The following is a 14,375-nucleotide window of genomic DNA, read 5'->3' on the forward strand; positions in this document are numbered from 1 at the left end:
CTCCCCACAAGCGGTCAGCGACGACCGTGGGGACCCGTGCGCCCGAAACCCCACGTCGAGACAATCAGAAAGCAGGTCATCGTGGCTATTTCCGACCAGGATCCCTGGTGGCGAGACGCCGTCATCTACCAGGTGTACCCGCGCAGTTTCGCCGACAGCGACGGCGACGGCATCGGGGACATCGACGGCATCCGCGCCCACCTGGACCACCTGTCGGACCTCGGCGTCGACGCGATCTGGATGAGCCCCTGGTACCCGTCGCCGATGGCCGACGCGGGGTACGACGTGGCCGACTTCCGCGACATCGACCCGGCCTTCGGCACCCTGGCCGGCGCCGAGGCGCTGGTCACCGAGGCACACGCCCAGGGCATCCGGATGATCGTCGACATCGTCCCGAACCACATCTCCAGCGAGCACCTGTGGTTCAAGAAGGCCCTGGCCGACCCGGAGGCGCCCGAGCGGGAGCTGTTCTGGTTCCGCCCGGGGCGGGGGCCGGACGGCGATCAGATGCCCACGGACTGGGTCGGCGAGTTCGGCGGCACGACCTGGACCCGCACCACAAATCCCGACGGCACTCCCGGCGACTGGTACCTGCACCTGTTCACCCCGGAGCAGCCCGACCTCAACTGGGACCACCCGGCGGTCCGCGAGGAGTTCGAGGACATCCTGCGGTTCTGGTTCGACCGTGGTGTCGACGGCATCCGGATCGACTCGGCCGCGTTGCTCTTCAAGGACCGCGACCTGCCGGCCGTGGTCGACGGGCAGCGGCACCCGTTCCACGACCTCGACGAGGTGCACGACGTCTACCGCGCCTGGCGCCGCGTCTCCGACAGTTACCCGAGCCGCGCGCTGATCGGCGAGGTGTGGATGCCGGAGGTGGACCGGTTCGCCAACTACCTGCGCCCCGACGAGCTGCACGCCGCGTTCAACTTCGACTTCCTGGGCTGTGCCTGGGATCCGCAGTTGATGCGCGAGTGCATCGACCGCACGCTGCACGCGCACGCGGCCATCGGAGCCCCGGCGACCTGGGTGCTGTCCAACCACGACGTCACCCGGCACGTCACCCGGTACGGCCGCACCGAGACCACCTTCAGCTTCGAGAACAACCTCGACGGCACCCCGGTCGACCTCGAGCTCGGCACCCGCCGGGCCCGTGCGGCCGCGCTGCTCTCGCTCTCGCTGCCCGGCTCGACCTACGTCTACCAGGGCGAGGAGCTCGGCCTCTGGGAAAACGAGAACATCCCGGTCGACCAGATGCAGGACCCCATGTACGCCCGCCGCGGTCACACCCGCGACGGCTGCCGGGTGCCGCTGCCGTGGACCGGTGACGAGGCGCCGTTCGGTTTCACCACCGGCGAGCCGTGGCTGCCGCAGCCCGCCGAGTGGAAGGACCGGACCGTCGAGGCGCAGACCGGTGACCCGAACTCGATGCTGGAGCTCTACCGGTCGGCCATCCGCGCCCGCAAGACCGAGGCGGGTCTGCACCAGGACGGCATGACCTGGCTGGACAGCGGGCCGGGTGTGCTCGCGTACACGCGTGGGCGGGATTTTGCCTGCGTGCTCAACATGTCCGGAGCCGCGGTCGCACTGCCGGACCACCACTCCGTTCTCCTCACCAGCGGTCCGCTCGACGGCACACTCCTCCCCCAGGACACCGCCGTGTGGCTGCGCATCCAGGAGTAACAAAGAACAAGAGAGGATCCCCATGGCACGACGAACTCTCGCACTGATATCCACCGCCGCCGTGGCGGCCGCTTCCGTCACGGCGGTGATCACCTGGTCCGCGTCCCCGGCCAGCGCCGCCGGTCTCTCCCCGTTCGACATCGTCGGCCGCGGCGCCACCGTCCCGTTCGTCGAGACCGAGGCCGAGGCCGCTGCCACCAACGGTACGAAGACCGGGACCAGCCGCTACTACGGGCAGTTGTCGTCGGAGGCGTCCGGTCGTGAGGCCGTCACCCTCGACGCCGTCGGCGAGTACGTCGAGTTCACGCTGACCAAGCCGGCGAACGCGGTGACCTTCCGGTACAGCCTGCCGGACGGCAACAACGGCGCCGGCCGGGACGCGTCGCTCGACGTCCGCGTCAACAACGCGGTCGTGAAGTCGGTGCCGGTGACGTCGAAGTACAGCTGGTTCTACGGCGGGTACCCGTTCAACAACAACCCGGGCGACTCGAACCCGCACCACTTCTACGACGAGGCCCGCACGCTGTTCGGCACCACGTACGCGGCCGGCACCAAGGTACGGCTGCAGGTCAGCTCGACCGCGCAGTCGCCCACCTTCACCATCGACCTGGCCGACTTCGAGAACGTGCCCGGCCCGATCGGCAAGCCCGCCAACGCGATCGACGTCGTCGCCGATTACGGCGCGGACCCGACCGGTGCGACGGACTCCACCGCGAAGATCCAGTCCGCGGTGAACGCCGGTTCCGCGGCGGGACGCACGGTTTACATCCCGCAGGGCAATTTCACCCTCTACAGCCACGTGATCGTGGACCGGGTGACGCTGGTCGGCGCCGGTCCCTGGTACACCGTGCTCGGCGGGCGGCATCCCACCCAGCGCAACCTGGCCGCGGGTCTCTACGGCAAGTTCAACAATCAGGGCGGACCGTCGCAGAACGTCACCGTCAAGGACCTGGCCATCATCGGTGACATCCGCGAGCGGGTCGACGACGACCAGGTCAACGCGTTCGGCGGGGCCATGTCGAACTCGACGATCGACAACGTGTGGATGCAGCACACCAAGGTCGGGGCGTGGATGGACGGGCCGATGGACCGGTTCACCATCAAGAACAGCCGGATCCTGGACCAGACCGCGGACGGTGTGAACTTCCACATCGGTGTCACCAACTCCACGGTCACCAACACGTTCGTCCGCAACACCGGTGACGACGGCCTGGCCATGTGGGCCGAGAGTGTCCCGAACGTCGGCAACTCGTTCACCCGCAACACCGTGGTCGCGCCGATCCTGGCGAACAACCTGGTCAGTTACGGCGGCCGGGACATCGTGATGACGGACAACGTCGTCTCCGACACGGTCACCAACGGTGGCGGCATCCACGTCGCCAACCGGTACCCCGGAGTGAACGGCGCAACGGGCGTGCAAGGCACCTGGACGCTCGCCCGCAACACGCTGATCCGGGCCGGCAACTCCGATTACAACTGGCAGTTCGGCGTCGGCGCGATCTGGTTCTCGGCGCTGAACGAGGCGTTCCAGAACCCGACGATCAACATCACCGACACCGACATCCTGGACAGCTCGTACTCGGCGCTGATGTGGATCGAGGGCCAGACGAACGGCATCCACCTGAGCAACGTCAACATCCAGGGCGCCGGCACGTACGCCCTGCAGGTGCAGGCCCCGAGCCAGGTCAGCTTCAACAACGTCCGTGCCAGTGGCATCGCCCAGGCCAAGCCGATCCACAACTGTGTCGGCCCGTCGTTCCAGATCACGCGGACCGGCACCAACACGGGCTGGTTCGTGGACCCGCCGGACTGCGGACCATGGCCGGCACCGCAGTGGGGTAACACCACCACACCGCCGCCGACCACCACTCCCCCGACAACACCTCCGACCACGCCGCCCACCACGCCTCCCCCGGCCAGCGGCAACCTGGCTCAGGGCAAGCCGGTGACCGTCTCCAGCACCTCGGGACCGTACGTGGGCGCGAACGCGGTCGACGGCAACGCGGCAACGTACTGGGAGAGCACCAACAACGCGTTTCCCCAGACGTACACGGTGGATCTGGGATCTTCCCAGAACGTCGGCCGGCTGGTGCTGAAGCTGCCGCCGGGCTGGGAGAGCCGGTCGCAGACCATCGCAGTCAGCGGCTCGGCGGACGGCTCGTCCTACAGCAGCCTGGTCGGCGCCACGAGTTACGCCTTCAACCCGCAGGCGACGATCACTCTGCCTTCCGGCAGCCGTCGTTATCTGCGTCTGACCTTCACGGCCAACACGGGGTGGCCGGCGGGTCAGCTGTCCGAGCTCGAGGCCTACGGAGACGGCGGAACGACAACACCGCCTACGACAACGCCTCCTCCCCCTTCGGGAAATCTTGCCGCGGGACGGCCGGTCAGCGCGACCAGCCAGGCCGAGGTCTACACGCCGGCCAACGTGGCCGACGGCAACGCGAACACCTACTGGGAGAGCACCAGCAACGCTTTCCCGCAGTCGCTGACGGTGGACCTGGGCCAGACCCGGTCCGTCTCCCGGGTCGTGCTCAAGCTGCCGCCCGCGGCTGCCTGGGCCACCCGGACCCAGACGCTGTCGGTCCTCGGCTCCGCCGACGGCTCGTCCTACAGCACCGTCAAGGCGTCAGCCGGTTACACGTTCAACCCGTCCTCCGGTAACACCGCGACCGTCTCGTTCACCGCGAGCTCGCAGCGTTACCTGCGGTTGACGTTCACCGGCAACACCGGCTGGCCCGCGGGCCAGATCTCCGAGTTCGAGGCCTACACCTCGTAGTTGGCCCGGGGAGGGCGGGAACCACCGATCTTGCCCTCCCCGGTTTCCCCGCTCCCTCATCGGAAGAAGGCGCGCTCCCTCATGTCCAGATTCAGACAAAAGATACTGGCCACCGTCGTCGCCACCGGCCTGGTCACCGCCCTGATCCAGGTCACCGCACCGATCTCGCCCGCGGCCGCGGCCGGCCCCAACCTGGCCGCCGGCAAGACGTTCTCCGCCAGCAGCTTCTCCGACGTGTACGGCGCCGGCAACGCGGGCGACGGCAACCCGAGCAGCTACTGGGAGAGTCAGAACAACGCGTTCCCGCAGTGGCTGCAGGTCGACCTCGGCACCGCCGTCAGCGTCAACCAGGCCATCCTCAAGCTGCCACCGGCCACCGCCTGGCAGACGCGTACGGAGACCCTCGCCGTGCAGGGCAGCACCACCGGCTCGAACTTCACCGATCTCAAGGCGAGTGCGGGGTACACGTTCAACCCGGCGTCGGGCAACACCGTCACCATCGACTTCGGCGCCACCACGACCCGTTACGTGCGGCTGAACATCACCGGCAACAGCGGCTGGCCGGCCGGTCAGATCTCCGAGCTCGAGGTGTACGGCCCCGCGACCGGTGACACCCAGGCGCCGTCGGCCCCGGGCGGGCTGGCGTACTCCCAGCCGGCGAGCGGCCAGATCCGGCTGAACTGGAACGCGTCGAGCGACAACGTCGGCGTCACGGGCTACGAGGTCTACGCCAACGGCACTCTGCGGACCACGGTCGCCGGCAACGTCCTGACCTACCTGGACAACCAGCCCGACAGCGCCACGGTCGCGTACTACGTGCGGGCCAAGGACGCCGCGGGCAACACCTCCGGCAACAGCAACACCGTCACGCGTACGGGTCAGAGCGGCGACAACAGCGCGCCGACCACACCCGGGACGCTGTCGTACACCCAGCCGGCCACCGGGCAGATCCGTCTCGCCTGGGGCGCGTCGACCGACAACGTCGGCGTCACCGGGTACAACGTGTACGCCAACGGCACGCTGAAGACGACCGTCACCGCGCTCACCTACACCGACAGCCAGCCGGCGAGCGCCACCGTGGCGTACTACGTCAAGGCGCGGGACGCGGCCGGCAACGAGTCGGCGGCGAGCAACACCGTGACGCGTACCGGAACGGTCACCGGCGGCAGCAACCTCGCCGTCGGCAAGCCGATCACCGCGTCGTCGAGCATCTTCACCTTCGTCGCCGCGAACGCCAACGACAACGACACCGCGACCTACTGGGAGGGCAGCGCCTATCCGGCGGCCCTGACCGTCTCGCTGGGCGCCAATGCCACCACCAGCAACGTCGTGGTCAAGCTCAACCCGGCGAGCGACTGGGGTACGCGGACGCAGACGTTCTCGGTCCTCGGCCGTGAGCAGAGCGCGTCCGGCTTCACCACGCTGGTGCCGTCCGCGACGTACACCTTCAACCCGGCCAACGGGAACGCGGTGACCATTCCGGTCAGCGCGACCGCCGCCGACGTCCGGCTGAACTTCACCGCGAACACCGGCGCGCCCAGCGGCCAGGTGGCGGAATTCCAGGTCATCGGTGTCGCCGCGCCGAACCCGGACCTGACGATCACGGGCCTGTCGTTCTCCCCGGCCTCCCCGGTCGAGACCGACACGGTGACCCTCTCGGCCACCGTGCGCAACGCCGGCACCGCGGCCAGCCCGGCCTCCAACGTCAACTTCTACCTCGGTACGGCCAAGGTCGGCACCGCGAACGTCGGCGCCCTCGCGGCCGGGGCCTCCGCCACGGTCACCGCGAGCATCGGCGCCCGCGACGCCGGCACGTACGTGCTGAGCGCCAAGGTCGACGAGGCGAACACGGTCGTTGAGCAGAACGACGCGAACAACTCGTACACCAACCCGACGAACCTCGTGGTGTCCCCGGTCAGCAGCTCGGACCTGGTCGCCTCCGTGGTGAGCTGGTCGCCCGGCAACCCGTCCGCGGGTCAGACGGTCACCTTCTCGGTCACCATCAAGAACCAGGGCACCGCGGCGTCGGCCGGCGGTGCGCACGGTGTCACGGTCACGGTGCTCAGCGACTCCGGTGCCACGATCAAGACCCTGACCGGCTCGTACTCCGGAACGCTGGCCGCCGGTGCCTCCTCGCCGTCGATCAACCTCGGCACCTGGGTCGCTGCCAACGGCAAGTACACGGTGCGGACCGTGCTCGCCGACGACGCCAACGAGCTGCCGGTGAAGCGGACCAACAACACCAGCGAGAAGCCGTTCTTCGTCGGCCGCGGCGCGAACATGCCGTACGACATGTACGAGGCCGAGGACGGCCAGACCGGTGGCGGCGCGAGTGTCGTCGGCCCGAACCGTACCGTGGGCGATCTTGCGGGTGAGGCTTCCGGCCGTAAGGCCGTCACGCTGAACTCGACCGGCTCCTACGTCCAGTGGACGACCCGGGCCAGCACGAACACGGTGGTCGCCCGCTTCTCCATCCCGGACAACACCACCAGCTCGATCAACGTCTACGTCAACGGCACCCTGAACAAGACGCTGCCGCTGACCTCGAAGTTCGCGTGGCTCTACGGCAACGAGACGGCGCCGCAGAACTCGGGTTCCGACCCGCGCCACATCTACGACGAGGCGAACATCCTGCTCAACGGCACGGTGGCCGCGGGCAGCGTCATCAAGCTGCAGAAGGACTCCGGCAACGGCGGCAACATCGCGATCGACTTCATCAACACCGAGCAGGTCGCACCGGTCGCCAACCCGAACCCCGCCACCTACGTCGTGCCGACCGGCTTCGACCAGCAGTCGGTGCAGGCGGCGTTCGACGCGGCCCGGCAGGACAGCAGCAAGGTGGGCGTCTACCTGCCCGCCGGTGACTACTCCACCGCCCAGAAGTTCCAGGTGTACGGCAAGGCCCTGCAGGTTGTCGGCGCCGGTCCCTGGTACACGAGGTTCTACACGCCGCAGAACCAGTCCGAGACGGACGCCGGCTTCCGGGCCGACGCCACCGCCAACGGCACCACGTTCAAGAACTTCGCGTTCTTCGGCAACTACACCAACCGCATCGACGGCCCCGGCAAGGTCTTCGACCTGGCCAACGTCTCGAACATGACCATCGACAACATCTGGGCCGAGCACACGGTCTGCCTCTACTGGGGCGCCAACACCGACCGCATGACGATCAAGAACTCCCGGATCCGCAACCTGTTCGCCGACGGTGTCAACATGACCAACGGCAGCACCGACAACCTGGTCGACAACAACGACGCCCGGGCCACCGGTGACGACAGCTTCGCGCTGTTCTCCGCGATCGACGCGGGCGGCTCCGACGAGATCAACAACGTCTACTCCAACCTGTCCACCACGCTGACCTGGCGTGCCGCGGGCATCGCGGTCTACGGCGGGTACGCCAACACCTTCAAGAACATCTACATCGCGGACACCCTGGTCTACTCGGGCATCACGATCAGCTCGCTGGACTTCGGCTACCCGATGAACGGCTTCGGCGCCAACCCGCCGACCGTGTTCGACAACATCTCGATCGTCCGGGCAGGTGGCCACTTCTGGGGCTCCCAGGTCTTCCCGGCGATCTGGGTCTTCTCCGCGTCGAAGGTCTTCCAGGGCATCCGGGTGAGCAACGTCGACATCGTCGACCCCACCTACTCGGGCATCATGTTCCAGACCAACTACGTGGGCGGCCAGCCGCAGTTCCCCGTCAAGGACACCGTCTTCACCAACGTCTCGATCACCGGGGCGCGCAAGAGCGGTGACGCCTTCGACGCCAAGTCGGGTTACGCCATCTGGGCCAACCCGATGCCGGAGGCGGGCCAGGGCCCGGCGGTCGGCTCGGCGACCTTCACCAACCTGACCCTGAGCAACAACTTCAAGGACATCGAGAACCCGACGTCCACCTTCACCATCACCCGCAACTGACGCAGCCGCTCCACCCCTCGAGGGGCCCGCACCGATTCCTCCGGTGCGGGCCCCTCACCCTGTCAGAGCAGGCCGGCGTCGCGGACCTTCATGGCCAGGGCGACGCGGTTGGTGCAGCCGGACTTCTGGAAGATGCGGGTGACGTTGGCCTTCACGGTGGCGACGCTCATGAAGAGCCTGGTGGCGATCTCCGCGTTGGAGCTGCCGCGGCCGATCTCCACCGCCACCTCGAGCTCACGATCGGTGAGCTGGGCCAGGTCGCTCGCCGCGCCGTTGTCCGGTCCGGGGGCGTGTGTCGCCGCCGCGATGAGCTGGCGGGTGACCGACGGCGAGAGCATCGGCTCGCCCGCCGCCACCGCGTGGATCGCCGCGATGAGTTTGGCCGGCGGCGTGTCCTTGAGCAGGAAGCCGCCGGCACCGGCCGCGAGCGCCCGCAGCACGTGCTCGTCGGCGTCGAAGGTGGTGAGCACGATGATCGCGGGCGCCCGGCCGGATGCGCGGAGGCGTTCGGTGGTGACCAGGCCGTCCTGGACGGGCATGCGGATGTCGAGCAGGATCACGTCCGGACTCAGCTCGCGGACCTGCGCTTCCGCCTCCCGGCCGTCGGCGGCCTCGCCGACGATCGTGATGTCGTGCTCGCCGCCGAGGATGAGGCGCAGCCCGGTACGCACCATGGCGTCGTCGTCGACGATGAGCAGCCGGATCACGACCGCACCTCCCACGGAAGCGTCGCGTCGAGCACGAACCGGCCGCCGTCGTGGCGCCGGGACAGAGAGCCTCCGATCATCGCCATCCGCTCGGACAGGCCGACCAGACCGACGCCCTCGCCCGTGTCAGCGCTCGCCGGGGCCGGATTGCTGATCGTGACGCGCAGGTCGGCGCCGGGACCACCGTCGAGCGCCACGGTGACCGGCGCTCCGGGTGCATGCTTGCGGGCATTGGTCAGTCCCTCCTGGACGATCCGGTAGGCGTGCCGCCCCGCCTGCACGGGCAGCACCTCGCGGCTCCGCACGGTGTCGGTGACCGTCACCTGCTGACCCGCCGCGCGGACCTCGGTGAAGAGGGTGCCCAGCGTGTCGAACGACGGCTGCGGTGCCGTCTCCGCGCGCAAGACGCCGAGGGTCGCCCGCAGCTCGTCCAGGGACTGGTGGGCGTTCTCCTGGATCACGGCGGCGGCCGCGCGGACCTCGGCGGGGGTGAGGTCGGTGCGGTGGGCGAGGGCGCCGGCGTGCAGCGAGAGCAGCGACAGCCGGTGCGCCAGGACATCGTGCATCTCGCGGGCGATGCGGACCCGTTCGCCGAGCCGGGCCTGTTCGAGGCGTTCCTCGTCACGCCGCGCCTCGGCCTCGGCCAGGTCGCGGCGGCCGGCGACGTACAGGCCGGTGATCGTCAGGGTGACCAGCGACAGGGTCATGGCGGCGATGCCGACCGACGTCACCTGGGAGAAACCGTCACGCCAGAACGCGGAGACGGCGTTGCCCACCCAGAGCGTCGCCCCGACGACCGCGATCTGCCGGAAACGCCGATGGGTGGTCAGCGACACGAAGGCCACGAAGGCCGGGCCGAACGCCGTCGTGGACGCCGCGGCGAACACGGCGATCACGAGGGCGACGGCAAACGGGCGACGGTGTCGCCAGTGCAGCAGCCCGAGCCCGGCGAAGCCCAGGCCGGCATCCAGCAGGGCCTCACCGAGCCGGCCCGGATCGCGGCTCACCACCGTGATCAGCGTGGCGCCGAAGAACGCCATGACCACGAGGGCGGCCGCGTACCGGAGTGCCGGGTGCGCGCGCTGGTCCATGCGCCGATTTTAGGAAGTGACCCGGGCGTGCGGGAGCGACCAAGGTCGCGAGGTGCCGTAGACCTGGGTCTACGCGCGGCCGAGGCCGGCCTGGCGGACGAAGATGCGGCGGCGGGTCACCGCGTGACCGCGACTGTCGAGCTGGTAGCCGTCCAGCCAGACCCAGCCGGCGTACGTCGGCCGGGCGTCGACGCTCACCACCCGGAACGCGAAGCCCGCGCGGCCGGCGAACTGCACGCTCGCGGCGCGGCCGACGAGCACCACGTCACCCGTACTGACCATCTGTTCGACAGTCGCCACGTCTGTCACCTCCGGTAGGGCGACGCCCCTCTCCTGGCCGTACGGAGTGGATGTTGCCGTCGGCCGGGTGCCGGCACGGAAGATTTTGTTCTCCGGCCCCGCCCTACCTTGTTCCGTTCCCGCCCCGACCTCAATCCCCTGCGCAGATGTCGGCACAAAATCGCCACTCAAAGTGCAGAAACCGGGCTCCGGACGCCGTCCGTCACCGTGTACATGCGCGCTTCGGCCAGGTCGAAGTACAGACCGGTCAAGGTCAGGCGGTCCTCGTCCACGGCCTTGCGCACACTCGGGTACGTCCGCAGGTTCGCGAGTTGCTGCTCGACGTTCGCGGCGATGCACTCCTCCTCGTGGTCGCGGCCGGTGAGGTCGATGCCGGCGGACCCGAGCCAGCTGCCCAGCGCCGACGGTGTTCCCGCCGCACCCGCCATCATCGCCCCGACCGCGCCGCAGCCGGAGTGGCCGCACACGGTGATCGTGCCGACGCCGAGCACGTCCACGGCGTACTCGACGGAGGCCCCGACCGAGTCGTCGCCGGCGCCGTGGGCCGGGACGATGTTGCCGACGTTGCGGACACAGAAGAGATCACCCGGGCCACTGGTGGTGATCATGTTGGGGACGACGCGGGAGTCGGCGCAGGTGATGAACAGCTGTTCCGGCTTCTGCCCGTCGCGGGCCAGACCGGCCAGGTGCGGGCGGACGATCGGCGCGACGCTGCGCTCGAACTCGTCGATGCCGGCGGCCATGGCACCGCGGCGCTGCTCGTTCAGGGAGATCCACTGTGACCACGAACCGAGGAACCGCGGCACCCGGCCGGGCTGCGACCGGTTCACCCCGAGGCGGCCGGACGTGGCCCGGTGGAACCAGCTGTCCTGCACCTCCTCGATGTGCACCTGGCCACCACCGCGCTCGTACGCGTCCCGCCAGTCCTGGATCGTCTCGAACGCGCCGTGGTCGAGGTAGTCGAGGTGCAGTTCCAGCTCGACGGTCTCCCGCGGCGGAAGTTTGGCCAGCTCACGGGCGACCCGGCCGGACCCGACAAACGCCAGCGTGCCCGTGATGACCACGAGCCAGTTCCCGGGCGCGGGCGACGAGCGGTGGATCTCGCACCGCGCCAGCCGGCCCAGCATCAGGAGCACCGCGGTGGCCATGCCCAGCGCCACGCCGGTCAGCAGATCCGTGAAGATCACCCCCAAGGCCGTGACCAGGTACGTCGGCAGTTCCCGATGCCGCACGTAAGCCTTGATCTGCGCCAGGCTGACCAGCCGCAGACCGACAACGACCAGCACCGCGGCCAGCGCTGACAACGGAATCTGCTCGAGCAGCGCCGCGAAGATCAGCACGCACACGGCGATCCACACGCCGTGCATGATCGCGGAGGCGCGGGTCTTGGCCCCGGCCGCCACGTTCGTCGAACTCCGGACGATCACACCGGTGACCGGCAGACCGCCGAGCGCACCCGACACGGTGTTCGCGGCACCCTGCGCCAGCAACTCCCGGTTGAGGTCGGCACGCGGCCCGTCGTGCATCTTGTCGACGGCAACCGCCGACAGCAGCGACTCCACACTGGCAACCAGGGCGATGGTCACCACGGCGATGATGATGTCGCTCGCAGCGGCGTCCGGCCAGCGCGGGAAGGTCAGCTCGCCGAGCGGGTTGTCAGGCAGGGCGACCCGCGCGACGTCGAACCCCGCCAGCGCCGCGGTCGCCGTCGCGACAGCCACCGCGATCAGCGCACCCGGCAGCAACGAGATCTTCACGATCCGGGGCCAGACCAGCAGGATCGTGATGGTCAGCACCCCGATGAGGATGGACGCGCCGTGATTCCCGACGATCTGCGCGGGCAGGTCGCGAATGTTGTTCCACGCCTCGCTCTGCGGATCACCACCCAGCACGACGTGGATCTGGCTGAGCGCGATGACGATGCCGATCCCGGCCAGCATGCCGTGGACGACGGCCGGCGAGAGAGCGAGCGCGGCCCGGCCGACCCGCGAGACACCGAGCACGATCTGCACCAGGCCGGCCATGGCGACCAGCGCGGTGGTCTGGGCCCAGCCGAAATCGGTGACCGCCCCGGCGACGATGACGGTGAGCCCGGCCGCCGGCCCACTGACCTGCAGCGGAGCCCCGCTCAGCGCACCCGCGACGACGCCACCGACAACCGCCGCGACCAGGCCCGCCAGAAGTGGTGCCCCTGAGGCCGCGGCGATGCCGAGGGACAGCGGGATGGCAATGAGAAAAACAACAACGGAAGCGGGTAAGTCGTAACGCAGCAACGTGCGCATCGGCTTGACGATCCTTCCCGACGTAACTCGCAAGTGGGATATTTCGGTCACCATAACCAAGCGCGATGAACGGTCTGTTACATAACGCGATCCCAGCCTTACTCTCAGCACCTTCTCAGGCGTTCCCGCTCGACGCTCAGCCGTTTCCCAGGCCAAAGTTTCGCCAGCGCGTGTGGGGGTGTTCAGGTTTGTCTTTGCGTGGGCTCAGTGCTTGTGATGGCCGCCGGTCGGCGGGCTCGGTGCAATCAGGCGCCAGGGCCGGCCAGGTCGGATCTTGGGTCGCGCCCCCGCCGGCGTGTTCAGCGTTTCGGGGGGGGCGCAAGGTGAGGGTCGTCCGCAACAAGCCCAACATCAACGAAGTCGGGCCTACGTAACCCCGGCGAAGGCCAACATCAACGAAGTTGGGCCTTCATGACGCCGGCGAAGGCCAACATCAACGAAGTTGGGCCTTCGCAAGGCCGGCGAGGGGCCAACATCAACGAAGTCGGGCCTTCATGACCCGGCCAAGGCCCAACATCAGCCAAGTCGGGCCCTCGTGACGCCGGCGAAGACCCAACATCAGCCAAGTCGGGCCCTCGTGACGCCGGCGAAGACCCAACATCAACGAAGTCGGGCCTTCATGACCCGGCCAAGGCCCAACATCAGCCAAGTCGGGCCCTCGTGACGCCGGCGAAGACCCAACATCAACGAAGTCGGGCCCTCGCGACCCGGCCAAGACCCAACATCAGCCAAGTCGGGCCCTCGTGACGCCGGCGAAGACCCAACATCAGCCAAGTCGGGCCTTCGCAAGGCCGGCGACGGCCCAACATCAACGAAGTCGGGCCCTCGTGACCCGGCCAAGGCCCAACATCAGTGACATTGCGCTGGCGGGGGAAGCCCGCCGCCCACCGTGCCCGCCGCTCACCCGATCAGCGTCGTTTCAGGCGGGCTTGGGTGCGGGCCAGCGGGCTGACTGCCCTGATCAGGGCGGCCATCCGGCGCGGGTAGGAGACGACCGCCGGCCGGGTGCGGATGCAGCGCATCAGGACGTCGACCGCCCGGTCCACGGTGATCATCATGGGTTTCACCGGGCCCAGGGCCAGCTTCGTGTCGACATAACCGAACCGGACCGCGGTCACCTGCACCCCGCGCGGCCGTACGGCCGCGCCCAGGGAGATCAGGTACGTCGACAGTCCCGCCTTCGATGCGGCATATCCCGGCGCCATGGGTGTGATCATCGCGTCGGCGAGGCTTGACAGTCCGACGAAGTGACCGCTGCCGGCGGCCAGCATTCGTGGCACGACCACGTCTGCCGTGCGGGTTGCGCCGAGCAGGTTGACCTCGATGATCCGGGTCTGCGCCGCGAGGTTGTCGAGGTCGAGGAACTCGCCCACCCCGGCGGCGTAGACACAGAGGTCGGCACCACCGGCGGCGTCGAGCGCCCGGGTCAGCTCGGCGGCATACCCGGGCGCGGTGACGTCGGCCGCGACGTGCACGTAGCGGTCGTGTTCGACGGCGGCCGGTCGCCGGGAGAGACCGGTGACCGCCCATCCCTCGTCGAGCAGTCGCCGGGTCAGGGCCAGGCCGATGCCGTCGGTGTTTCCGATGACGCACGCATGTCGCACGGCCCGGA

Annotated in this window: 8 protein-coding genes; 3 read left to right on the forward strand and 5 right to left on the reverse strand. The window is 68.8% G+C overall.

Annotated elements, in window-relative coordinates; translation table 11 throughout:
- Window positions 1–87 precede the first annotated feature (87 nt).
- The 3 genes from AFR_RS33285 to AFR_RS33295 all read left to right on the forward strand — a co-directional run bounded on the left by AFR_RS33285 (window position 88) and on the right by AFR_RS33295 (window position 8,383).
- Window positions 88–1,683, forward strand: a complete 1,596-nt coding sequence (locus AFR_RS33285) for a glycoside hydrolase family 13 protein (protein WP_041843057.1) — start codon at window positions 88–90, stop codon at window positions 1,681–1,683.
- A 22-nt stretch (window positions 1,684–1,705) separates the two neighbouring features.
- A complete protein-coding gene (locus tag AFR_RS33290) occupies window positions 1,706–4,462 on the forward strand; it encodes a galactose-binding domain-containing protein (RefSeq protein ID WP_041841334.1) in 2,757 nt (918 codons plus the stop codon).
- A gap of 81 nt (window positions 4,463–4,543) precedes the next feature.
- A complete protein-coding gene (locus AFR_RS33295) occupies window positions 4,544–8,383 on the forward strand; it encodes a discoidin domain-containing protein (RefSeq protein WP_023561225.1) in 3,840 nt (1,279 codons plus the stop codon).
- 62 nt (window positions 8,384–8,445) lie between these two features.
- Here the strand turns inward: AFR_RS33295 and AFR_RS33300 are convergent, their stop codons facing one another.
- The 5 genes from AFR_RS33300 to AFR_RS33320 all read right to left on the reverse strand — a co-directional run bounded on the left by AFR_RS33300 (window position 8,446) and on the right by AFR_RS33320 (window position 14,367).
- Window positions 8,446–9,057 (reverse strand): response regulator, encoded by a 612-nt coding sequence (locus tag AFR_RS33300; protein ID WP_052359862.1) that lies wholly within the window; start codon window positions 9,055–9,057, stop codon window positions 8,446–8,448.
- Between the two features lie 29 nt (window positions 9,058–9,086).
- Complete coding sequence (locus tag AFR_RS33305) at window positions 9,087–10,181, reverse strand: sensor histidine kinase (RefSeq protein WP_023561227.1); 1,095 nt, start codon at window positions 10,179–10,181, stop codon at window positions 9,087–9,089.
- A gap of 69 nt (window positions 10,182–10,250) precedes the next feature.
- Window positions 10,251–10,463 carry a hypothetical protein gene (locus AFR_RS33310; protein WP_041843060.1) on the reverse strand — a complete coding sequence of 71 codons (213 nt, stop codon included), beginning with the start codon at window positions 10,461–10,463 and terminating at the stop codon, window positions 10,251–10,253.
- 185 nt (window positions 10,464–10,648) lie between these two features.
- Window positions 10,649–12,763: a SulP family inorganic anion transporter gene (locus AFR_RS33315; protein WP_023561229.1), complete on the reverse strand. Its 2,115-nt coding sequence runs from the start codon at window positions 12,761–12,763 to the stop codon at window positions 10,649–10,651.
- A 908-nt stretch (window positions 12,764–13,671) separates the two neighbouring features.
- The gene (locus tag AFR_RS33320; RefSeq protein WP_023561230.1) at window positions 13,672–14,367 is read right to left on the reverse strand and encodes an SDR family NAD(P)-dependent oxidoreductase; all 696 of its coding nucleotides are present in this window, start codon (window positions 14,365–14,367) and stop codon (window positions 13,672–13,674) included.
- Window positions 14,368–14,375: the final 8 nt, after the last annotated feature.

Source organism: Amorphoplanes friuliensis DSM 7358 (assembly GCF_000494755.1).
GTDB lineage: Bacteria > Actinomycetota > Actinomycetes > Mycobacteriales > Micromonosporaceae > Actinoplanes > Actinoplanes friuliensis.

What these genes read in the sequence shown, in the direction of transcription:
- AFR_RS33290 (WP_041841334.1), top strand. Translation starts at nt 1,706, where the DNA reads ATGGCACGACGAACTCTCGCACTGATATCCACCGCCGCCGTGGCGGCC.
- AFR_RS33295 (WP_023561225.1), top strand. Translation starts at nt 4,544, where the DNA reads ATGTCCAGATTCAGACAAAAGATACTGGCCACCGTCGTCGCCACCGGC.
- AFR_RS33300 (WP_052359862.1), bottom strand. Translation starts at nt 9,057, where the DNA reads ATGGTGCGTACCGGGCTGCGCCTCATCCTCGGCGGCGAGCACGACATC.
- AFR_RS33305 (WP_023561227.1), bottom strand. Translation starts at nt 10,181, where the DNA reads ATGGACCAGCGCGCGCACCCGGCACTCCGGTACGCGGCCGCCCTCGTG.
- AFR_RS33310 (WP_041843060.1), bottom strand. Translation starts at nt 10,463, where the DNA reads ATGGTCAGTACGGGTGACGTGGTGCTCGTCGGCCGCGCCGCGAGCGTG.
- AFR_RS33315 (WP_023561229.1), bottom strand. Translation starts at nt 12,763, where the DNA reads ATGCGCACGTTGCTGCGTTACGACTTACCCGCTTCCGTTGTTGTTTTT.